Source organism: Acidaminococcus timonensis, from assembly GCF_900106585.1.
In the GTDB taxonomy this organism is placed as follows: domain Bacteria; phylum Bacillota; class Negativicutes; order Acidaminococcales; family Acidaminococcaceae; genus Acidaminococcus; species Acidaminococcus timonensis.
This window is the reverse complement of sequence record NZ_FNWH01000006.1, coordinates 440,812-463,359: the sequence shown is the minus strand read 5'-3', so window position 1 is coordinate 463,359 and position 22,548 is coordinate 440,812. Positions and strand designations below refer to the sequence as shown.

Genomic DNA, 22,548 nt, shown 5'->3' with positions numbered 1-22,548 from the left:
TCGCTCCCTGAATGGATTACAGCATTTCGACGACTGCAGCCGTACCCATGCCACCGCCGATGCACAGGGTGGCCAGGCCCCACTTCTTGTCTCTGTGTTTCAGAGCATACAGCAGGGTTACCAGGATACGGGCGCCGGAGCAGCCGATGGGGTGACCCAGGGCAATGGCGCCGCCGTTGACGTTGGTCTTGTTCCAGTCCAGACCCAGTTCTCTGCCCACTTCTACGGTCTGGGCAGCGAAAGCTTCGTTGGCTTCCACCAGATCCATGTCCTTGACTTCCTTGCCGGCTCTGGCCAGAGCTTTACGGCTTGCAGGGATGGGCCCGATGCCCATGATGGCAGGATCCACACCGGCAGAAGCATAGGAAACGATCTTGGCCATGGGTTTGATTCCCAGTTCTTTGGCCTTGTCAGCGCTCATGATGACCAGAGCAGCGCCGCCGTCGTTCAGGCCGGAAGCGTTACCGGCCGTAACAGTGCCGCCTTTTTTGAAGGCCGGACGCAGTTTGGCCAGGACTTCCATGGTCGTCCCTTCTCTGGGGAATTCATCGGTATCGAAGACTTTTTCGCCTTTTTTGGTTTTAATGGTTACAGGAACGATTTCTTCTTTAAAAGCACCGTTCTTGATGGCTTCAATGGCTCTGGCCTGGGAACGGCAGGCCACTTCATCCTGGTCTTCCCGGGTTACGCCGAATTTTTCAGCCACGTTTTCAGAAGTGATGCCCATGTGATAGTCGTTGAATGCATCCCACAGACCATCGCGGATCATCACATCCACCATCTTCTGGTCGCCCATTTTCATGCCCCAGCGAGCTTTGCCGGGAACCGTGAACGGAGCGTTGGACATGCTTTCCATACCACCGGCCACTACGATGTCATTGTCACCGGCCAGAATGGATTGGGCAGCCAGTTCCACGCATTTCAGCCCGGAACCGCAAACCTTATTGACCGTAAAAGCAGGTACTTCCACCGGCAGACCGGCAAAAATAGCAGCTTGTCTTGCAGGGTTCTGGCCCAGCCCGGCCTGCAGGACGTTGCCCATGATGACTTCATCCACCAGTTCAGGCTTCACATTGGCTCTCTTCAGAGCCTCCTTGATGACCACAGCACCCATTTGCGGAGCAGACAGGGGAGTCAGGCTGCCGCCGAACTTGCCAATGGCCGTTCTTACAGCACTTGCAATTACAACTTCACGCATAACAAACCATCCCTTCTTGATTTGATTTGAAACAATGATTGTATCGATGAAATGACGGATGGAAATAAGCCTGATCCGCCATCACACAGATCGAAAAGAAAGTATTGCAATCAGGCTTTACTTATGTGTTTGATTATACACTAATTATAACGCACACTCAACCCATTTTCAATGTTTTCGTAGTTTACCAAAAAACAAGGTAAAATCAGCACTTTGTTAAATCCATTTCTGGAAGACCGTTTGTCCCTTGTCTGACCGGCCCAATGTACCGGCCCGACAGTCCTCCATCTGGTTACCATCCGGAGAAATATTTGCGAAAGATCGTCAGGACCAGGAACACCCCCAGGCCGATCAGGGCAAACCCCAATAAGGTCGGCAGCAGGAAAATCACACAGAAAATGATCAGGGCCAGCACCAGCACGGCACGTCCGTTCAGTTTCACCAGATCCCATATCCGTCTCCATCGGGCCTTCCTGGCCTGCTGCTGCTCCTTCCGGCGCAGGTCCTCCTGGTCGTACACCCTGTAATCGTCCCGGCTGCTCTCTTCCGGGCCGGTCTCGATGGTCACCCCGCTGAAAGAGTCGCGTTCCTCCTCACTGAGCACCTGGGCTTCCACATCGTCGTTGGAGGCTCCGCAGCCGGGGCAGGCATCCAGGTCATCGGGGTATTCCAATCCGCAATGCTTACAAATCATGGTGTATTACTCCTACACAAACTTGGAAAACAGCATGAGAAAGCCCAGCTCGTCCAGATACCGGGGGTCCGATGGCTCCAGCTTCAGCTGGGTACGGATTTCCATATAGGCCCGGTTCAGGTTCTGGTTGGAGACCCCGTAGGTCTCCAGGAAAAAGGGCTTCTTCTGGGCCGCCCGTTTCTCGTTGATTTCCAGGAAATTCTCCAGCAGAGCCGAAGCCCACACCTGGGGTTCGAAACCGCCCACAAAGGGCTCCCGTGCCAGGAAATCCTGCCACATATGCCGCACCAGTTCCACGTCGTAGTCGCTGCGGCCGCTGACCAGCAGCAGCTCCTGGGCCAGTTTCTCCACCACGGTGAGCTTCTCCGGCAGGGGCCGGGGCTGGTATCTGTCCTGGCGGGTGGTATAGGGGAAACTGCAGCCCGCCGGGTTCTGGCTGATCTGTCGCAGGATGGTCCGGCACACCACGGATTCCCGTTCCAGGAATTCCGCCCAGTCCACTCCTGGCCGCTGCACATCGTACCAGTCCCGGCACTGGTTCAGCACTTCCAGCAGCCGTTTCCGGGCCAGAGGCTTCAGCACGAAGGTCTGCAGATAGTTCATGCCCATGCTCCGGTTGTAGAACACATGGCCCATGTACACCCGATCTTCCAGAGGAGCATCCCCTTCCAGGGGAAAAGCCAGGAAATAAGGCTCTCCGGTAAGGAAATCCCGGCAGACGAACCGGTCCTCATCCACCATTTCCTCAATGGTGAAGATGGACAGGAAGCCCATGCACAGCTCGTTCACCAGCTGGGGATAGGCACTGTTCCCATGGCGCCGGAAATATTCCAGGGGGATGATATCCCCTTCGATCAGATGGTAATCGAAGAGGAAGTAGTCCCAGTAACCTCGCCAGAACCGGTCCATTCCGTCGTTTTCCACATCCAGGACTCCCTGGGAATACTCGTACAGGGTCACTGACCGTTCGAAATCCAGGTTGAATTCCTCTTTCTGGAAGAACTGATGGATCTCTCCCATGAGCCCGTTCAGGGATTCTCCGGCGTTCAGGAAGACCCGCCCCTCCGAGGGTGGGGCACTTTTCCGTTCCCGTTTCTCTTCTCCGGGCAGGTAGTTTCCGTTCCTGTCGATGATGGCCAGGGTACCGTCATCCTTCAGCAGCTGTTCCCGGGCCAGGTAGGGCGCCAGAGAACTCTCCAGCTTCCCCTGCTGCTTCAGGAACACGAAAAAGGTGCCCACCGTGTCCAGGAAATCCCGTACAGAATCATAGCTGATCTGATAGTCCACCACATTCCGGCCGCACCAGGAGACCATGTCGATCACGTTGTCCTCCGTCATCTCGTCCAGGGTCATTTCAGCATTCTCGATATAGATGCACAGCATCACCAGCAGTTCCCAGCGGTGCTGCAGTTCCCGGTCACAGATTCCGTGCCAGGCCAGATGCCGGAAATAGGCTTCCATATCCGCCTGGGGGATCACCTGTTCCCAGCCTGCATCGTTTCGGTAAAATTCTTCGATTGCGTCATAGACATTCGCCACTATGGTTCACCTTGCTTCTTCCGGAAGGGCTGTCAGCACAGCTCTTCCCTGTTACAGGATCCGGGAGGGACAGACATCCACCACAGGACAGGCCGTGCATTCAGGTTTGCGTGCCCTGCAGCATTTGCGGCCGTGCCAGATGAACCAGTGATGGGCCTCCCCCCACTGCTTTCTGGGGATCAGCTTCATCAGATCCTGTTCCACCGCCAGAGGGGTCTCTCCTGTGGAAAGCCCCAGCCGGTGGGCCACCCGGAACACATGGGTATCCACAGCGATGGCCGGCTGGCCAAAGGCCACACTCAGCATCACATCCGCCGTCTTCCGTCCCACGCCGGGCAGGCTCATCAGGCTCTTCATATCCCGGGGGACCTCCGAATGGAACTCCTCCACCAGTTTGTGACACAATCCCAGGATATTCTTCGCCTTGGAGCGGAACAGACCGCAGTCCCTGATCTTTCCCTCCAGCTGTTCCTGGGTCAGGCTGCCCAGCTTCTCCGGGGTATCATACTCCGGGAACAGCCGGGCCGTCACCTTGTTCACCCGCTCGTCCGTGCACTGGGCCGACAGCACCACCGCCACCAAAAGCTCAAAGGGCGAATGGTAGTGGAGGGCTGTCCCCTGCCCTTTGTACGTCTCTTCCAGGCCTTTGAGGACGGCCTGGATCCTTTCTTTCTTACGCATATCAGTTGGTCAGGCTCCGGATCGGTGCCGGGATCCGTCCACCCCGGTTGATGAACACATCCGGTTTGAACGGGTTCACGGAGATGATGGGCGCATACCCCAGCAGACCGCCGAATTCCACCTTGTCGCCCACTTTCTTGCCCGGCACAGGGATCAGCCGGACAGCAGTGGTCTTGTTGTTGATCATACCCACAGCCGCTTCGTCGGCGATGACGGCAGAAATGGTGGCCGCCGTGGTATCGCCGGGCACTGCGATCATATCCAGGCCCACGGAGCATACGCAGGTCATGGCTTCCAGTTTCTCGATGGTCAGAGAACCCTTTTCCACTGCCGCGATCATACCCGCATCTTCCGACACCGGGATGAAGGCACCGCTCAGGCCGCCCACATAGCTGGAAGCCATCAGGCCGCCCTTCTTCACCGCATCGTTCAGCATGGCCAGCGCCGCCGTAGTACCCGGGCAGCCGCAGGATTCCAGGCCGATTTCCTCCAGGATATGGGCCACAGAGTCGCCCACAGCCGGCGTAGGAGCCAGGGACAGATCGATAATCCCGAACTGGGTATTCAGCCGTTTGGCCGCTTCCTGGGCCACCAGCTGGCCCACCCGGGTGATCTTGAAGGCCGTCTTCTTGATGGTTTCTGCCACCACGCCGATATCCTGGCCGCGGACGGCTTCCAGGGCATGTTTCACCACCCCGGGGCCGGATACGCCCACGTTGATCACCGTTTCCGGTTCCGTGACCCCGTGGAAAGCACCGGCCATAAACGGGTTATCCTGGACCGGGTTGCAGAAGATCACCAGTTTGGCGCAGCCCAGGGCATCCTGGTCAGCCGTCAGCCGGGCCGTTTCCTTCACCACTTCGCCCATTTCCTTCACGGCATCCATGTTGATGCCGGCCTTGGTGGAACCGATGGCCACGGAAGAGCAGACAATGTCCGTGGTGGCCAGGGCTTCGGGGATGGATTGGATCAGGGTGCGATCCCCATGGGTATAGCCTTTTTCCACCAGGGCGCTGAAGCCGCCGATGAAGTTGACGCCCACCGCCTTGCCTGCATCATCCAGGGCCTTGGCCAGGGGGACAAAGGAATCGGTTTTACAGGATTCGCCCACGATGGAAATCGGGGTTACGGAAATCCGTTTGTGGATGATGGGCACACCCAGTTCCGCTTCCAGTTCCTCGCCCACTTTCACCAGATCTTTGGCTTTCGTGGTGATCTTATCGTAAATTTTCTGTGCGCATACGTTCACATCCGGATCGGCGCAGTCCCGCAGGCTGATGCCCATGGTGATGGTCCGCACATCCAGATTGTTCTGGGTGATCATCCGGGTGGTTTCCAAAACGTCTTTGATTTCGTAGAACATGGATTGTCGCTGCCTCCTTAGATGCGGTGCATGGCGGTGAAGATTTCTTCACTCTGGACACGGATTTCCAGGCCCAGGCTCTTGCCCAGGGCAGACGCCTTTTCCTTCAGGTCCTGTACAGACACTTTGGCATTGTCCAGGTCACCGATCAGGACCATGTTGAAGAAGCCGTTGTCGATATTCTGATTGATATTCAGGATATTGACATTGTTGTCTGCCAGCAGGGTGCTGGCTTTTGCAATGATACCCACTTTATCCACACCAACGATAGTCATAACGATACGCATAGAAAACATCCTTTCTGTTTTTGAGAGACTCCAAAATTGTAGTTGTACGGGAGTTTACAATCTATTATACGATAAAAACCGCTTCTCTTCAACGGACACTGAACATTCCACGGTTTTTTTACAAAATTCCGCTGTCGGTGGATGTTTCTTCCCTGTCGGGAAATAGACTGAGTTTCCAACGGCCATTTCCCGATTTTCCCCTGTATCATTTGAAACAAACATTAAAAACTTTTCCTATAAAATCATTCGACTAAAAACCATTCCTGTGATATGATAGGGATATGGAATTTTGTTTGTCTATTTTCAAGGAGGATGGATCATGCAGGAATACAAACCCGTTAAATCTGGGAAAGTACGTGAAATTTACGATCTGGGCGACAGCCTGATCATGGTGGCTTCCGACCGGATCTCCGCGTTCGACCACATTCTGAAGAACACCATTACGGACAAGGGTGCCGTCCTGACCCAAATGTCCAAATTCTGGTTCGACCTGACGAAGGACATCATCCCCAACCACATGATCAGTGTGGATCCGGCGGATATGCCCGAATTCTTCCGTACCCCGGAATTCGCCGGCAAGAGCATGAAATGCCGCAAGCTGAACATGATTCCCGTAGAATGCATCGTCCGTGGCTACATCACCGGCAGCGGCTGGGAATCCTACAAAGAAAACGGTACCGTCTGCGGCATCAAGATGCCCGAAGGCCTGAAAGAATGCCAGAAGCTGCCTGAACCGCTGTTCACCCCCAGCACCAAGGCAGAACTGGGCGATCACGATGAAAACATCACCGAAGAACAGTGCGTGACCTACCTGGAAAAGAGATTCCCGGGCAAAGGCGCTGAATACACCAAGGCCATCAAAGATGCCACCATCGACCTGTACAAAAAATGTGCCGACTATGCGTACAATCGGGGCATCATCATCGCCGACACCAAATTCGAATTCGGCCTGGACGAAAAGGGCAACGTGGTCCTGGGCGACGAAATGCTGACCCCGGACAGCTCCCGGTTCTGGCCGCTGAAGGGCTACGAAGCCGGCAAGAGCCAGCCTTCCTACGACAAGCAGTTCGTCCGTGACTGGCTGAAGGCCAACCCGGACAGCGACTACCTGCTGCCCCAGGATGTCATCGACAAGACCATTGCCAAATACAAGGAAGCCTACGAATTGCTGACAGGCAAAAAGTTCAGCAAGTAAGCATAAAAACGGGGTGTGAAAAAATGCTTTTTCACACCCCGTCACTAGTCTCTAGCCGATGGAAGCCAGCTGACGCTAGCGAAATAAAGGCGCTGTGGACGATTTTTTCACAGCGCCTTTTTTTATCTCCGGCCGGGTGTGGATGGATCCACACCCTCCTTTTTTATGCGATTTTCTTCAAGGCCTGTTTGTAAGCGTACAGGGCGGCACCCAGGGCCCCATTGTACTGGGCCAGAGGGCTGGTCTGGATTTCCACGCCCAGGCCCTGTTCCAGGGCTTCCCGTACCCCGTAGTTCTGGGCTACGCCGCCGGTCATCACCACATCGCCTTTCACGCCCACCCGCTGGGCCAGGCCCACCACACGGCTGGCCACGGAACGGTGGACCCCGTCGATGATGTCTTCCTTGGTTGCCCCCTTGGACAGCTGGCTGATGACTTCACTTTCGGCGAACACGGTGCAGGTGGAGCTGATGGAAATCTTTTCCTTCGCTCTGGCACCCAGGGCCGCCAGGTCCCCCACCTTCACTTCCAGGATCCCGGCCATGACGTCCAGGAACCGGCCGGTGCCAGCCGCACATTTGTCGTTCATCTGGAAGTTGGTCATGGTGCCGTTTTCCACATGGATGACCTTCACATCCTGACCGCCGATGTCGATGACCGTATGCACGTTGGGCCAGATGAAGCTGGCGCCCATGGCATGGCAGCTCAGTTCGCTCATCTGCTTGTCGGCGATGCCCTCCAGAGAGTTCCGCCCATAACCCGTAGCCAGGGTGAAGTCCATATCTTCCCGTTTCATGCCGGCATTCTTCAGCACTTCTTCAATGGAACGGGCCGGACCGGTGGTACCGGTACCCACCGGAACCAGGGACTTGGCCACGATATCCCTGCCATCCTTCAGAATCACGCATTTGGAAGCCGTAGAACCCACATCGATACCCAACGTATAAATTGCCATCACACATCGTCCTTTCCGCTTGTAAGCAGCTGTAAGCCGCTGCCGAACCATTTCTTCTTCATTGATTAGAACTATAGCACAAGAAATTCCGGCATTCAGTTGTAATTACAACGTTTTACAAAAAAAGCCCGGAGAGTTTTATTTCAGCCAGCGTAAGCTGGCTTCCATCGGCTGCAGACTAGTGACTAGAGACCAGTGACTAAAAAGAGCTGTCGCAGCGCGACAGCTCCAATTGTTGGCGGAGGAAGAGGGATTCGAACCCCCGGCCCCTTGCGGGATCGCCAGTTTTCAAGACTGGTGCCTTAAACCACTCGGCCATTCCTCCATGTAGTCAACAGGTTAAGTATATCCTACCCCCGGTGGCCTTGTCAAGGAGCCTTAATAGGCCCCCTTATGGCTCAGCACCACCCCGAAGGTCCGCCACAGCAGCATGATATCCAGCCAGACGCCCCAGTTACGCACATACCAGGAATCCATCTGCACCCGTTCCTCGTAGGTGGTATCGCTGCGGCCGTTCACCTGCCACATGCCTGTGATGCCCGGACGCACCATGTAAAAGTCCTTGATATAGGGCCCGTATTTGGGGATCTCCGCCGTGACGATGGGCCGGGGCCCCACCAGGCTCATCTGGCCGCTCAGCACGTTGAACAGCTGGGGCAGTTCGTCCAGGCTGGTGCGCCGCAGCACCTTCCCCACCCGGGTCACCCGGGGATCGTCCTTCAGTTTGAACTCCGCTTCCCATTCCTTCCGGGCCTCCGGATTGGCGGCCAGGTATTCCTTCAGTTTCCGGTCCGCATCCACGCACATGGTGCGGAACTTCAGGCAGGGGAACAGTTTGCCATCCTTGCCGATGCGCTGGTGGGCGAAGATCACCGGCCCCCGGGAATCCAGCTTGATCAGAATGGCCAGCACCAGGAACACCGGGCTCAGCAGCACCACCCCCACCAGGGTCAGCACCAGGTCGAACAGGCGCTTGCACATCCGGTTGTAGGGACGGGCCAGGTTGTTCTTCAGGCTCATAAGGATCATCCGCTCATTGAACAGGGAATCCACTTCCACTCCATTGACAGGAAGACCGATCAGGTCTGGCACAAAGCCCAGGTTCCGTACATGGGGCTGGATCCCATGCATCAGGCTGTTGAGTTTGTCCGGGGTCAGGCCCGGTGCGGCAATGCACACATCCTGTACACCGGTCTTTCCGATTACATCCGTCACCTGGTCGAAAGTGCCCAGATAGGACAGGTCTCCCACATTCTCCGGCTGAGGCCCGGCGTCATCCACGTACCCGATCACGTTGTAGTTCAGGCCCACGTCATCTTGGATCCCCTGCAGGATCAGGCGGGCTGTCTTGCCGGCTCCCACCAGCAGCAGGGGGATGCTCCCCACCCCGGCCCAGTTCAGCAGATGGGCGATAAAATACCGGGACAGGGTCACCAGCAGGAAGGCAAACAGCCACAGGAACCCGATGAACAGCCGGGACGTGCTGGTGGCGATATGGGACATGTACACGAACACCACAATGGCACCCGTGGCATAGGTGCAGCCCCAGCAGATGCATTCCATCAGCTTCCAGTACCCCATCCGCCGGGTGTAGATGCCCGCCTGGCGGAAGAACAGGAGAAACAGCAGCGGAAAGGCCACCCAGGCGTTCAGCCAGGCAATGTGCAGATGGGTATTGCCGGTAACGAAGCAGCGCAGGTGGTACGAAAGCACTTCTGCCAGAAGGATCATCAGCCAGTCGGTGATGGTGTATACCGTGGGCAGAAAGTAATTCAGGTGATGATGGATAAAGGAGTCGGGATGGGACTCCGAAAAGGCTGCACGGGACATGGACAAACTCCTTTACAAACAGGATTGTGAATAAAATGTATATTTTACTATTATATCGTTGAACGAAAAAAGGTGCAAGGCAAAACGCCCCTCAGTTGTCAGATTCCAGGTCCAACAACTGGGGGGCATTCCACTGTGGTTCATCCACACGTATTTTTGGTTTTGGGAGAACCAGTCCGTCGTTACACTTTCTTCAACGTTCCTTCACTCTTGGCAATGACAACCGCAGAAGCAGCATCGCCTACGATGTTGGGGATGACCCGGCCCATGTTCAGGATCCGGTCGATCCCGGCCAGAAGTCCGATGGCTTCCATGGGCAGATGGGCTGCACTGAGGACGATGGTCAGCATCACCAGGCCGGAGCCGGGGATCCCGGCAGTCCCGATGGCGGCCAGGGTCGCGGAAACCATGACCATCAGCTGATCCGTGGCACTCAGATGGATGCCGAAGATCTCAGCAGTGAAGACCACGGCAACCGCTTCGTAAATGGCCGTACCATTCATGTTCATGACGGCGCCAAAGGGAATGATGAAGTTGGCCGTATCCTCGTCCACCCCCAGGTTCTTGGTGCATTTCAGGTTGATAGGGATGGTCGCTACAGAAGAACAGGTGGCAAAGACAAAGGCCATGGCTTCTTTCATGGTCCGCAGGAAGCGCAGGGGCGAAATGTGTCCGATCAGACCGCCCATGACCCCGGCCTGTATGATGATCACATAGAGGAAACCGGACAGATACAAGGCTGCAATGCATTTCAGATACGGGATCATGATGGCAGAACCATTCTTTCCCACCACGGTGGCCATCAGCCCGAACACGCCATAGGGAGTGAATTCCAGGACCCGATTGGTCAGGTCACCCATCACTTCCTTGCCGACCCTGAAAATATTCAGGAGAGGCTCGCCTTTGCTCCCCATTTTCATCAGGCAGAAGCCCAGGATCAGCGCAAAGAAAATGATCTGCAGCAGATTCTGCTGGGCCAGAGACTGAAAAGGATTGGAGGGAATGATATTGACCAGCGTTCCGATGAGCGATACATCCTGGGTACTTTTCTTGACAGCGGGTACAGTCCCGGAAAGGTCCACCCCGGTCCCCACATGGAACAGGTTGGCGAAGAACAGTCCCACCACAATGGCAAAGGCCGTGGAAATCAGAAAGGACGCCACCGTCTTCACACCCATACGGCCCAGTTTCTTTCCATCCCCCACATCAGCCGCAGCCACCACCAGAAGGCACAGCACCATAGGTGCCACCACCATGGTCAGGAGCCGGGTCAGGATGGTCCCCAGCGGATTCAGGACGGCAGCCTGGGGGCCGAATACCAGCCCCACCAGGATACCCAGTACAAACCCGATCATAATCCGGGTGAACAGGCTCAAGCGATTCCAAGGTTTAAAAATAAATCCCATTTTGATTGCCTTCTTTCTTCCTGATTACACAAACCGGCATACATGGTCTACGGCAATATCGGAGAATCCATAGGCTTCTGCCTTGGTCAGTTTTCCGTTGGCCACTTCATGGATTTCGTCAACCAGTTCCCGGCCCATCTGCTTGTAGGTCTTTTCACCCCGGACGATGGTACTCAGGTCTACATCCATATTGTCTTCCATATTTTTATAGGTCCGTCCATTGGCAGTCACCTTGATCACCGGTGCAATGGCATTGCCGGTGGGCGTCCCCCGCCCGGTGGTGAAGATCACCGCCTGGCAGCCGGCAGCCACCATACTGGTCACAGAAGAAATATCGTATCCTGCCGTGTCCATCACCAGCGCTCCCGTTTGCGTCGGTTTCTTCGCCTGTTCCAGGACTTCCCGGATGGGACGGGTTCCCCCCTTGCGGATGCAGCCCAGGCTCTTCTCATCCAGGGTGGACAAACCACCTGCTTTGTTCCCCGGGGTGGGCTGCCCGGCCCGGCAGTCCTGTCCGGCTCCAGCCAGATGTTTCTCGTAAGCCCGGCACACCTCGATGATCTGGTTGTGGATAGCAGGCGTAGCGGCCCGTTTGGCCAGGATGTGTTCCCCACCGATCCATTCGATGGATTCGCTCATCATGCTGGTGGCTCCCAGGTCCACCAGGATGTCACTGGCTTCCCCTACAGCCGGATTGCTGGCGATACCGCTGGTGGCATCGCTGCCGCCACATTCGATCCCCAGGAAGAATTCGCTCATGGGGAAGAGTTCCTTTTGCTGCCGTCCAGCCTCCTGGGCCATATCCCTGGCTGCCCGTACAGCCTTTTCAATGGTCTTGAGGGTACCGCCCTCGTCCTGGATCCCGAAGTCAACCACAGGCTTGCTGGTCATTTTCCGGATTTTCTCCGCCAGCTGGGCATGGCCCACCGTTTCACAGCCCAGGCCGATGATGACGACGCCATATACATTGGGATTGGTGGCAAACCCGGTCAGGACTTTCTGGCTCATTTCCGTATTGGCAGCCACATCGCTGCAGCCCGTATTGAAGATGATGTTGACGGCGCCCCGTACCTGGCTGGCCACCACACGGCAGCTTTCGCTTCCGCAGGCGCAGGTGGGCAGGATCAGCACATGGTTGCGGATGCCCGGACGGCCTTCGGCTCTCCGGTATCCCCAGAAGGACATTTCCGTCAGAGACGGATCCCCCGTGGACTGCTTCGCCGTGGTTTTCCACTGGTCTCCCACCAGTTCTGCATCATAATCCCGCGGCACACTTTTTAAATTGTTATCGTTGACCCAGTGGCCTTTGGCAACCGGAGAAATGAGTTTTCCCAGGCTTTCCCCATATTTCATTACATCATCACCGGCCCCAAGATCCTGAAGCGCGATTTTATGACAGTACGGGATGGTCTCTTCTGCCCGAACCGTACACACCCGGTCCCCATCCTGATACGTCACCGTGGCACCTGCCGGGATTTCTTCCACACAGGTCACCACGTTGTCCCTTTCATCCATCAACAGCGCATTGACTTTCATTTCATTCCCTCCCGATTGGAATCTTTATGGCATTATAATAGAATTTTCTGTACATAAAAGCAATTATATGTTATTTACATATCTATAAATATGTTTTATACTATATGGACCAACCTGAAGGAGGGAGATTCCCCGTGGAATTGGAGAAAGAATATATCCTGACGATTACCCGCTGCGGCAGTTTTTCCAAAGCTGCAGAGGCCCTGCATATGACCCAGCCTGCGCTCAGCATTGCCATCCGTAAGGTAGAGACACGGCTGGGTATGCCCCTCTTCAACCGGAAAAAGCACCCGCTCCAGTTGACGGAAGCAGGTGCTGTCTATGTACGCGGACTGCGCGAAATCAAAAAGGTGGAAGAAACGGTGGACCAGCAGTTAAAAGATCTGGCCGACCTGGTCACCGGAAATCTTCGGATCGGGGGCTCTCACTACCTCAACGCCCATATCCTGCCCCCCCTGCTGACCCGGTTCAGTGCAGCCTATCCCGGCATCCAGATCGATTTGCTGGAAAGCAGCTCCGCCCATCTGGCTTCTCTGCTCAAAGAACGGGAACTGGATCTGACCTTCAGCTGCAATCCGGAATTCATACCGGCTTTCAAGCACTACAGCATTTTTCACGACACCATTCTCCTGGCTGTCCCGGCTGACAGTGCCTTTCATGAACAGTATGGGCCATGGCAGCTTTCAGCGGCCCAGGTTGCAGCCGGAAGGCATCTGGAAAGCGCCTGCCCGAGCCTGCCCCTTGCAGCCCTCTCATTTCTTGACTATATCGTTCTCCGCCCGGGGAACAATCTCCATGACCGGGTGGCTGAAATCTTCAGGGCAGCCAGCTGCACGCCCCGGATCAAGACTCAGGTTTCCCAGCTGGCCACGGTCTACCATCTGGCCAAAGCCGGTTATGCTTCGGCTTTCATTTGTGACCGGTTGGTGGATCCCCATGACAGGAAGCTGGTTTTTTACAAAATCGACCTTCCCGTCACAGACCGGGAATTTTTTCTGCTGCTGCCCCAGGAAGAATATACACCCCGGGCCGTACGGGCTTTCATTCGCTTTTGCCGGGAGCATCCCCTGTTGCCGTAGGGGCGCCGCATCGCTGCGCCCGTATGCACCGTCTGTTGATTGTTGCCCAACGCCGGAGGGGTCGATCAGGGCGATCGACCCCTCCGGCGTTGGGCTGTTATTGTCTGGGGCGGCTGTGCATGGCAGTGCATACATAGAAAAAAGGCGCTGTGAAGAAATGAATGATGTGACCCCAAAAAGTTAGACCTTAGTAACGAGATGGTTTTTACCGTCTCGTTACTTTTTTATGCTGCCTGCAAGGAAAGCCTGTATTGAACAGGACTTTTCCAGCCCAGTTTTTCCTTGATTCTTTGCTCGTTATAGTATTTGATGTATCGTTCGATAGCGCCTTTTAATTCTTTGTAGCTGTAGTAGGTCACTCCGTAATATATTTCCTGCTTCAGTAAGCCGAAGAAGTTTTCCATTACAGCGTTATCATGACAGTTGCCTTTTCGAGACATGCTCTGAAAAATTCGTTCGTTTTTTAGTCTTTTGGTATAGAATTTCATTTGGTATGCCCAGCCCTGATCGGAGTGAAATGTTCTTCGATACGGACAATCAGCAGTAATTTTGATTGCTTTGGCTTGAGCTTCCAGTATGCTGTTAGCCGAAGGATATTTGGCTATTCCATAGCTGATGATTTCATTATTGAACATGTCCAGGAAAGGATCCAGATAAAGCTTGCGCAGAGTCAAATGTCCCTGTGAATCTGCTTCATAGTATTTGAATTCTGAAGTGTCGGTCGTAATCTTCTGGTGAGGGATATTCGTCTCAAAACGACGATGTATCCTATTTGGAGCAATGGTTCCTACCTTACCCTTATAGGAGCTGTATTTACGGCTCTTCCGGGTAAAAGATGTTACCTGAAGGCTCAGTTTCTGCATGATACGTTGAACTTTCTTCTTGTTCACGCAAATCCCTTGGTTCTTTAGCTCACCGGTCATGCGACGGTATCCATAATCTTTATGCTGGCTGCGGATTTCCTGTATTTTCTCCTCTACTTCCTGGTCTGGATTCTCGCGGTCAAACCGTTTCTGCCAGTACATATAGGTTGCTTTGGGCATTTGCGTATAGGAGAGAATGTCTTTCAACTTGAATGATCCTCGGAGACTGGAGATGATTTTCGCAACTCTCTCATTTTTGCTTCGTCCTCTAAACGCAGTCTCCTCAGTTCTTTTAAAAAAGCATTCTCTATTCGGAGTTTAAGGTTTTCATTCTCTAACTCCTGGACATGTTCCACACTGATGTTGACCATCGGTTGTTGAACCTGGGTATCTGTTTTTTTGGGTTTTGATTGGCTCAAAGTCTTTTTCCTACCTTTTTTATGTGACCGTAACGCATCCGGCCCCGCAATTTTAAATTCATTGACCCATCTGGAAATCAATGACGGATTGTTGATTCCTACACGAATTGCCAATTCCTGATATGAGATTTCATTTGTTAAGTAAGACTCTACCACAGAAAGTTTTTCTTTGAAAGAGTATATTTTTTGAGAGCGAGATCTCTTCAGACCATTATCTCCAAATGCCTTGTAAGCAGCAGCCCACTTTAGCAGCTGGCTGCTACTTGCCATCCCATATTTACGTGAAATAGAAATACACCCTTTGTCACTGTTCAAGTATTCCAGTACTATTTTTTTCTTAAATTCATAGCTGTGTCTTGCCATAAAAAAACTAACCCCCAATTGTTAGATTTTTGGTCTAACAATTGGGGGTCAGCTCAGAATCCTCATTTCTTCACAGCGTCTTTCTTTGTATGCAGATCCATCCAGCAGTCTCTACTGCTTCCAGCCACTGAAAAAGGAGGGTGTGATTTTTTCACACCCTCCTTTTTTTGTGCACCAATTATTTGTTGTCTTCTGCAGCGATGGCATCGCAGGCGCAAACAGCGCATACATCCACCACATCCTGGGTGGAGCAGCCACGGCTCAGATCCAGGACCGGTTTGGCCAGACCCTGAACCAGAGGCCCAAGGCAGGTAGCACCGCTGAACCGTTCAACCAGTTTGTAGCCGATGTTGGCAGCACACAGGTTCGGGAAAATCAGTACGTTGGCATGGCCGGCCACTTTGGAGCCAGGAGCCTTGCGTTCGCCCACTTCAGGAACCAGGGCAGCATCAGCCTGCAGTTCGCCGTCGAATTCGAAATCCACATTGCGGGACTTCAGGATTTCAACAGCTTCCTTCACTTTGTCGACTTCTTCACCGGAGCCGGAGCCTTTGGTGGAGTAGCACAGCAGAGCCACTTTCGGTTCTTTGATATCCAGGGTGTTGCGGGCACGGTCAGCGCAGCTTACTGCGATATCAGCCAGCTGTTCAGCCGTCGGTTCGATGATAACGCCGCAGTCACCGAAGACCAGTTTGCCGTTGTCGCCCAGGTTCTTCTTGTCGCTCAGGATGATGAAGCCGCTGCATACGGTCTTGTTGCCGGGTTTTACGCCCACAACCTGCAGACCTGCTTTGATGGTATCAGCAGAAGTCCGGGTAGAACCGGAAACCACACCGTCAGCATCGCCCATGGCCAGCAGGCCGGCGCCGAAGAACGTGGTATCGTTCAGCATGATTTCCCGTGCTTTTTCCACGGTCATGCCCTTTTTCTTTCTCCGTTCTGCAAAGTAAGCGCACAGTTCGTCCATTTTTTCATAGGTTGCAGGGTTGACGATTTGTACACCGTCAAAGCTGATGCCCAGACGATCTGCATCCTTTTGCAGTTTAGCAGGATCCCCTACCAGCACGATTTTAGCAAAACCTTCTTTGGTAACGATAGCAGCAGCCTTCAGCGCTCTGTCACTGTCGTTTTCCGGCAGCACAATTCTCTTTTGTGCAGGTTTAACACGAGCCTTCAGTTCGTCCATAAATGCCATTTAATATCACTCCTACCCAAATAGTAAAAGGTTGGTGCACGGCACCCCTTTTCATAGTTTCTATTATAGCACGTTTTTCGGCCGTTCCATATACGAACTTTTCCCAATTTAAAAAAGGTAATATTCTGATAAGTGCTCCTTTCCAAAGAGACCTGCGTATTGAAAAACCGGAGGTTTTTCTGTAAACTGGAAACGAAGTCATCATCGCTGCCCGGCAGCAGAATTGGAGTGATACCATGAATCGGGATTATCTTGTGACCGACCCGCCTATGAAGGCCCTGTTCCTGTTTTCCCTGCCCATGATCCTGGGCAATTTCTTCCAGCAATTGTACAATACCGTAGATTCGGCCATTGTAGGCCGTTACGTGGGCGAAACAGCCCTGGCCGCCGTGGGGGCCTCCTATGCCCTCACCACGGTTTTCATCAGCATTGCCATCGGAGGCGGCGTAGGGGCTTCGGTGATCGTCAGCCGGTATTTCGGTGCCCATGAGTACGGCCCCATGAAGCAGGCCATCTACACCGCCTTCCTGACCTTCCTGGGGCTCAGCACCCTGCTGGGGATTTTCGGCTATGCCGCCAGCAGCCAGATCATGACCTGGCTGAAGACCCCGGCGGACAGTCTGGGCATGGCCGAGGCCTACCTGCGGATCTACTTCCTGGGCCTGCCCTTCCTTTTTATGTACAACATCCTTTCCGCCACTTTCAATGCCCTGGGCAAATCCCGGTATCCCCTGTATTTCCTGATTTTCTCCTCCCTGCTCAACGTGTTCCTGGACATCTACATGGTCCGGAACCTGGGCTGGGGTGTGGCCGGGGCCGCCTGGGCCACCCTGATCAGCCAGGGGCTTTCGGCGGTGCTGTCCTACGGGGTGTTCATGCACCTGATCCGTGAGCTGGGCAGGGCTCCCGGGTATTTCAGCCAAACCCAGCTGGGCAAAATGACGGCCATCGCCCTGCCTTCCATTCTGCAGCAGTCCATTGTGTCCATCGGCATGATGCTGGTACAGGGAGTGGTCAACAGTTTCGGGGCCGCAGCCCTGGCCGGCTATTCCTCCGCCCTGCGGATCCAGTACGTATGCACCGTGCCCATGAACGCCATCGGCAATGCCATGAGTCCCTACACAGGCCAGAACCTGGGCGCCCGAAAAGTGGACCGGGTTCTTGCCGGTTACCATGCCTCCAACAAACTGGTGGTGCTGTATGCGGTAATCATCCTGGTGGTGCTGGAAACCTGCAACGAGCCCATCATCCGGTTCTTCCTGGGTGACAGGGCTTCGGCCGTGGCCCTGGAAACCGGTACCTCGTTCCTGAAATTCGTGGGCTTCTTCATCAGCATCATCGGCTTCAAGATGGCCGTGGACGGCGTGCTGCGGGGTGCCGGGGATATGAAGCTGTTCACCATCGCCAATCTGACCAACCTGGGCCTGCGGATCCTGATTTCCCTCACCCTGGCCCCCCTCTACGGCATTCAGATGGTCTGGATGGCCGAACCGGTGGGCTGGAGTGCCAACTGGCTGATCAGCCATTACGAGTACCGCTCGATGCGGTGGATCCACAAGGTGAAGATCGGATAAGAAAATATCCTTCAAAAAGAAAGGGCGTCGTCCTTCACTGCTTCAGGATCCCGTACAGCTGCAGATACTCTGCTTCCACCTCCTGGAAGGGCCGCACCCTGTAGTCCACTTTCCGCAGCAGCGTCCCCTCCATCTCTCTGTTCTCCGGATGGTCCATCAGGTGGTGCAGGTCGCTGTACATCAGCGCCCGGTCGATCTGCCGGATGGCCTTTTCATCCTGAGCCGGCAGGGGCCCGCCCAGGAACTTCCGGAAGATGGCCGTCAGCAGCTGCTCTTCCAGTTCCCGATACCGGGGCATAGCCGCTTTGTAGGGATGGGGTACATCGGACAGGTAGCATTCCGTGGCATCGTGGAGCAGGGCTCCCAGAGCCACCCTGTTGCCGCAGCCCCGGGCCAGGGCTTCCCGGGCCGCGGCGATACAGTGCTGGCCCACGGAATAAAACGTCCGGCAGTGCCCATTGCCCCGGCACAAAAGACTCAGGGCATGGGCGATGTCCTGGATGCGGAGGGTCTCCGGCCTCGGGTCCAGCGGGTCGAACTCCAGGCCGGTGAAGGTGGTGATGGTCCCCTGGCCCGTCTTGTCCCCCTGCCTGTTACCGCTCATGGGTTTCTCCCAGGAACCGTTCCCGGGCCTGGACCACCTGCCGGATATGCTCGGCCACCGTGGTGCAGCAGCCGCCAACGGCCACGGCTCCGGCCTCCATGTATTCCAGGGCATAGTCTCCGAATTTCCGGTCCGTGCCCACCCCATGCCAGGTCTTGGTCACCGGATCGTATTCTTCCCCGCTGTTGGGATACACGAAAACAGGCCGGTGGGAAGCCGCCTTCAGTTCCCCGATCAGGCTCCCGATGTATTCCGGTTTGGTGCAGTTGACCCCCAGAGCCTCCACTTCCGGGAACTGGCGCACCACTTCCGCCGCCGCCTCCCGCAGAGGCATCCCTTCACAGTTGTGAAGCCCATCCCGGCAGGAAAAGCTGATCCAGAACGTGGCCACCAGTTCCCGGGCGATCCGGGCTTCCACCAGTGCTTCCTGGAGCCCGGGCTGGGTCTCGAACAGCAGCACATCCGCACCGGCTTCCCACAGCAGCTGGGCCCTCCGCTTATGGAAATCATACAATTCCCGGTCGCTGAGACCGTAATGGCCCCGGTACTCCGAGCCATCTGCCAGATAGGCGCCGTAGGGCCCCACTCCGGCCAGGCACAGGGGCCAGGCCCGTCCGGCAGCCTTCCCTTCCTGGTCCCACCATTCTTGGCGGGCTTCCTGGAAAAGGGTCACCGACCGGGTGATCAGGTCTTCCGCAGCCTGCCGGCTGAACCCATTGGCCATAAGGCCTGGGATGGAAGCCTGATAGCTGCAGGTGATCCCCGCATCGGCCCCGGCCCGGAAATACTCCAGATGGACCTGTTTCACCAGTTCCGGCCGGTCGGCCAGCACCCGGGCGGTCCACAGGCTGTTGTTCAGATCCGCCCCCAGGTTTTCCAGCGCCGTGCCCATGGAACCATCGATGACCAGGATCTGATTCTGCTCCAGGACGTTTTTCAATGTCTGTCTCATGCTTTCCTCCTCATGCTATGTACAGGTTCTTTTCTTCTCAAACTTCTTCCATTTTTCCGTAGGTGACTGCCGGGGGATTCTCCCCCCGTTCCTTTGCCGGCAGGTACCGGAACCAGAAATCGTTGAACAGACGGAAAATCTCTTTCTGCTGGGTAACGATGAACAGGATGGTGATCATCACGTAAATGGCCGACAGGATGTCCGTCATGGCCCACAGGGCATCGGCCCTGGCATGGTACAGCACCACACAGGGGATCATGTAATAGAGCATATAGATCCGGGTGCCGATCCGGTTCCAGTGGGTATCCCCCAGGGCGTAGTTGACCGACTTCTCACAGCTATAGTACATGCCGATGATGGTGGTCCAGGCAAAGACCGTGATGGCCAGGGCCAGGAACCCGGCCCCCAGATCTCCGAAAGAAGTACGGAAGGCGGCGGTGGTGAGCCGGGCACTGTCCAGGCCCGGAAAATCCGTGTAAGCGTGGGTCAGGATCAGGGACAGCGCCGTAACGGAACACACCACGATGGTATCCAGGAACACTTCCCCCCAGCCCCAGGATGCCTGGCGCACCGGATGATCCGTCCGGGCCGAAGCATGGGCGATGATCCCATAACCGGTACCTGCATCGTTGGAATACAGTCCCCGGGCGATCCCGTAGCGCATGGCGTCCTTCATCGTGGCCCCGGCAAACCCGCCGGCAGCCGCCACCGGGCTGAACGCACTGCGGAGAATCAGGGCCAGGGCCCCGGGCACATCCTGCCAGTGCTGGAGCAGGATGGCCAGCCCTCCCAGGATGTACAGCAGGGCCATGAAGGGCACCACCCGTTCCATGACCCTGGAAATCCGCTGGAGCCCCCCGAAAATGGTAGCGAAACAGGTGATGCCCAGGAAGGCCGCCGCATAGATCGGAGGGATCCCGAAGGCTTCCTTTAGGGCCCCCACCACGGATTCCGTCTGGACACTGCAGGTCCAGGGACCCAGGAGGAAACAGGCCACCGAAAGCAGCAGGGCTCCCCGTTTCCAGCCCAGGGCATTTTTCATCACAAAGGACCGGTCACACATGTATTCGTCCATGGACCGGGAATACTTGACCCGGAACCGCTGGCCCAGGATGATTTCACAGGCCTTGGTGGACATACCCAGACAGCCGGACACCCACATCCAGAATACCGCTCCGGGTCCTCCGGACACAATGGCCGTGGCCACCCCGCCGATATTCCCCACTCCGATGGTATTGGCCATGGCGGTACAGGCAGCGGCAAACCCGGAAACCGTACCGTGGCCTTCTCCTTTCTGGAACATTTTCCCAAAGGTGTTCCGGAAATGGAACCCCCAATGGCGAAAATTGTAATAAAAGTGGAACCGGAAGCTGACATACAGCCCTATGCCCACCAGGACCACGGTCATGGGCGTTCCCCACAATGCGTCCGCAGTCCCTTGCAGAAATTCCAGCATCACGTCCCTCATCTCCCTTTCCTATAGATTCCTTACCTCTTCTTACCATTGTCTTCCATCCAGCCCCAGCAGGGCCCGGTAGAACACATCGCCGCCCCGTTCCACATCTTCCGGCGGAGTGGATTCCCTGCCACTGTGGCTGATACCCAGATGGCTGGGGATGAACAGCATTCCCACCGGGATCCGGTGGGCAATGGAATCGGCGTCATGGCCGGCCCCGCTTGGCATGACCTGCCAGGTGGCCCCGGCGGCATCTGCGGCCTGTTCAAAATTCTCCATCAGACCCTGGTCGCAGATGGCACTGTCTTTGTGGATCAGCAACTGGATGGTGAAGCGGGCATCGGAGATGGCTTCCGCCACCTTCCGGATTTCACCGATCAGGGCGTCCGTATACCGGTTGTCAATGTTGCGCATCTCAAAGGTGCAGGTTACCCTGCCCGGCACCACGTTGGCCGCATTGGGCCAGCACTGGATCTTCCCGGCCGTGAACACGGTGTTGTGACCGATGGCCCGGCAGGCCGCATCCCCGGCCACGATCAGCCTGGCCATGCCCACCATGGCGTCCTGCCGGTCTTCCATGGGGGTGGTGCCTCCATGGTTGCTTTCCCCTTCCGCCGTTACCAGGTACCGGACAATGTTGGAGATGCCGCTGACAATACCCAGCTGCAGACCCTTCTTTTCCAGCTGCCCTCCCTGCTCGATGTGGGTTTCCAGATAGCAGGCCGCATCGGAAAAGTCCCGTTGACAGTCCAGGATCTCATCCACCGTATGCCCGAACCCGGCCAGGGTCTCCTTCAGCAGGGGCTGGTCCGGATCCGTGAGTCCCGCCAAAGCCCGGCTGCCGAAAGTGCCCCCCAGAGGGCTGGCTTCCTCCCCGTTGAAAGCGTACACTTCCACCGTATGCCGGAGCCGTTTTCTCTCTTCCTTCAGCCGCTGGACACAGGCAATGGCCGCCGCCACTCCATACGCCCCGTCAAACAATCCCCCGGAAGGGACCGTATCCAGATGGGACCCCATCAGAATATGCTTCCGTTCCGGTTCCGTCCCCGGGAGGACGGCCCGCAGATTCCCTGCCGCATCCCGGCTGGTGATAAGACCGGCCTGCTGGAGCAGTTGTTCTGCTGCCCCCAGTGCCTGGAAGAATTCCGGGCTGTAAAGTCGGCGGGTATAGGACCCATCCGGGTTTTTGCCAAAATGACCGATATTTTCCAGTATATCCATGACTTTCCCCATGGAAAAGCGCCTCCTTGCTACCAGTATTATTTTATTAAACCATAAAAGAGAAAAATGGAAAAGGGGTGGACCACACCTGACGTGCAGTACACCCCCCTGCAGATTTCCATCCACCGGTATGAAGGA

At 55.6% G+C, this 22,548-nt stretch carries 20 protein-coding genes and 1 tRNA gene; 3 read left to right on the top strand and 18 right to left on the bottom strand.

Annotated features, from left to right (window positions below; translation table 11 throughout):
- Nucleotides 1-16: 16 nt before the first annotated feature.
- The 6 genes from BQ5462_RS06020 to BQ5462_RS05995 all read right to left on the bottom strand — a co-directional run bounded on the left by BQ5462_RS06020 (nt 17) and on the right by BQ5462_RS05995 (nt 5,762).
- Complete coding sequence (locus BQ5462_RS06020; RefSeq protein WP_071142480.1) at nt 17-1,198, bottom strand: acetyl-CoA C-acetyltransferase; 1,182 nt, start codon at nt 1,196-1,198, stop codon at nt 17-19.
- Nucleotides 1,199-1,490: 292 nt separating this feature from the next.
- A complete protein-coding gene (locus BQ5462_RS06015; RefSeq protein ID WP_071142479.1) occupies nt 1,491-1,892 on the bottom strand; it encodes a hypothetical protein in 402 nt (133 codons plus the stop codon).
- A 12-nt stretch (nt 1,893-1,904) separates the two neighbouring features.
- Nucleotides 1,905-3,431 (bottom strand): hypothetical protein, encoded by a 1,527-nt coding sequence (locus BQ5462_RS06010; protein WP_071142478.1) that lies wholly within the window; start codon nt 3,429-3,431, stop codon nt 1,905-1,907.
- 51 nt (nt 3,432-3,482) lie between these two features.
- Nucleotides 3,483-4,112: an endonuclease III gene (gene nth / locus BQ5462_RS06005; protein WP_071142477.1), complete on the bottom strand. Its 630-nt coding sequence runs from the start codon at nt 4,110-4,112 to the stop codon at nt 3,483-3,485.
- Nucleotide 4,113: 1 nt separating this feature from the next.
- On the bottom strand, nt 4,114-5,475 hold the full coding sequence (locus BQ5462_RS06000; protein WP_071142476.1) for a PFL family protein: 1,362 nt from the start codon (nt 5,473-5,475) through the stop codon (nt 4,114-4,116).
- Nucleotides 5,476-5,492: 17 nt separating this feature from the next.
- Nucleotides 5,493-5,762, bottom strand: a complete 270-nt coding sequence (locus tag BQ5462_RS05995; protein ID WP_071142475.1) for an ACT domain-containing protein — start codon at nt 5,760-5,762, stop codon at nt 5,493-5,495.
- Nucleotides 5,763-6,081: 319 nt separating this feature from the next.
- Between BQ5462_RS05995 and BQ5462_RS05990 the strand changes: the two genes are divergently transcribed.
- Entirely contained in the window at nt 6,082-6,957 is an 876-nt protein-coding gene (locus BQ5462_RS05990) for a phosphoribosylaminoimidazolesuccinocarboxamide synthase (RefSeq protein WP_071142474.1), read from the top strand.
- A 163-nt stretch (nt 6,958-7,120) separates the two neighbouring features.
- On the opposite strand, the gene hgdC is transcribed toward BQ5462_RS05990, so the two are convergent.
- The 5 genes from hgdC to BQ5462_RS05965 form a co-directional block, all read right to left on the bottom strand.
- Nucleotides 7,121-7,912, bottom strand: coding sequence for a (R)-2-hydroxyglutaryl-CoA dehydratase activase HgdC (gene hgdC / locus BQ5462_RS05985; protein WP_071142473.1), 792 nt, complete (start codon nt 7,910-7,912; stop codon nt 7,121-7,123).
- Between the two features lie 236 nt (nt 7,913-8,148).
- Nucleotides 8,149-8,237, bottom strand: a tRNA-Ser gene (locus BQ5462_RS05980).
- A gap of 53 nt (nt 8,238-8,290) precedes the next feature.
- On the bottom strand, nt 8,291-9,742 hold the full coding sequence (gene wbaP / locus BQ5462_RS05975) for an undecaprenyl-phosphate galactose phosphotransferase WbaP (protein ID WP_071142472.1): 1,452 nt from the start codon (nt 9,740-9,742) through the stop codon (nt 8,291-8,293).
- Between the two features lie 182 nt (nt 9,743-9,924).
- A complete protein-coding gene (locus BQ5462_RS05970) occupies nt 9,925-11,148 on the bottom strand; it encodes a dicarboxylate/amino acid:cation symporter (RefSeq protein ID WP_071142471.1) in 1,224 nt (407 codons plus the stop codon).
- Nucleotides 11,149-11,172: 24 nt separating this feature from the next.
- Nucleotides 11,173-12,333, bottom strand: coding sequence for a UxaA family hydrolase (locus BQ5462_RS05965; RefSeq protein ID WP_071143322.1), 1,161 nt, complete (start codon nt 12,331-12,333; stop codon nt 11,173-11,175).
- Between the two features lie 485 nt (nt 12,334-12,818).
- Here BQ5462_RS05965 and BQ5462_RS05960 point away from each other — a divergent pair, with 485 nt between their 5' ends.
- Nucleotides 12,819-13,763: a LysR family transcriptional regulator gene (locus tag BQ5462_RS05960; RefSeq protein ID WP_071142470.1), complete on the top strand. Its 945-nt coding sequence runs from the start codon at nt 12,819-12,821 to the stop codon at nt 13,761-13,763.
- A 224-nt stretch (nt 13,764-13,987) separates the two neighbouring features.
- On the opposite strand, the gene BQ5462_RS11680 is transcribed toward BQ5462_RS05960, so the two are convergent.
- The 3 genes from BQ5462_RS11680 to pta form a co-directional block, all read right to left on the bottom strand.
- Nucleotides 13,988-14,860: an IS3 family transposase gene (locus tag BQ5462_RS11680; protein ID WP_235819542.1), complete on the bottom strand. Its 873-nt coding sequence runs from the start codon at nt 14,858-14,860 to the stop codon at nt 13,988-13,990.
- Entirely contained in the window at nt 14,830-15,408 is a 579-nt protein-coding gene (locus tag BQ5462_RS11675) for a helix-turn-helix domain-containing protein (RefSeq protein WP_071141584.1), read from the bottom strand. Before BQ5462_RS11675 ends, BQ5462_RS11680 begins: the two co-directional genes overlap by 31 nt.
- A 178-nt stretch (nt 15,409-15,586) precedes the next feature.
- Nucleotides 15,587-16,603 (bottom strand): phosphate acetyltransferase, encoded by a 1,017-nt coding sequence (pta, locus tag BQ5462_RS05945; RefSeq protein WP_071142469.1) that lies wholly within the window; start codon nt 16,601-16,603, stop codon nt 15,587-15,589.
- Nucleotides 16,604-16,839: 236 nt separating this feature from the next.
- Here pta and BQ5462_RS05940 point away from each other — a divergent pair, with 236 nt between their 5' ends.
- A complete protein-coding gene (locus BQ5462_RS05940) occupies nt 16,840-18,177 on the top strand; it encodes an MATE family efflux transporter (protein WP_071142468.1) in 1,338 nt (445 codons plus the stop codon).
- 34 nt (nt 18,178-18,211) lie between these two features.
- On the opposite strand, the gene BQ5462_RS05935 is transcribed toward BQ5462_RS05940, so the two are convergent.
- From BQ5462_RS05935 to BQ5462_RS05920, 4 genes are read right to left on the bottom strand one after another with little or no spacing between them, the layout of a single operon-like run.
- Nucleotides 18,212-18,781, bottom strand: a complete 570-nt coding sequence (locus tag BQ5462_RS05935; protein WP_071142467.1) for a hypothetical protein — start codon at nt 18,779-18,781, stop codon at nt 18,212-18,214.
- Complete coding sequence (gene mmuM / locus BQ5462_RS05930; protein WP_071142466.1) at nt 18,771-19,733, bottom strand: homocysteine S-methyltransferase; 963 nt, start codon at nt 19,731-19,733, stop codon at nt 18,771-18,773. Before mmuM ends, BQ5462_RS05935 begins: the two co-directional genes overlap by 11 nt.
- Nucleotides 19,734-19,770: 37 nt before the next feature.
- Nucleotides 19,771-21,201, bottom strand: a complete 1,431-nt coding sequence (locus BQ5462_RS05925) for an alanine/glycine:cation symporter family protein (RefSeq protein ID WP_071142465.1) — start codon at nt 21,199-21,201, stop codon at nt 19,771-19,773.
- A 30-nt stretch (nt 21,202-21,231) separates the two neighbouring features.
- A complete protein-coding gene (locus tag BQ5462_RS05920; protein ID WP_143038023.1) occupies nt 21,232-22,422 on the bottom strand; it encodes a Zn-dependent hydrolase in 1,191 nt (396 codons plus the stop codon).
- Nucleotides 22,423-22,548 lie beyond the last annotated feature (126 nt).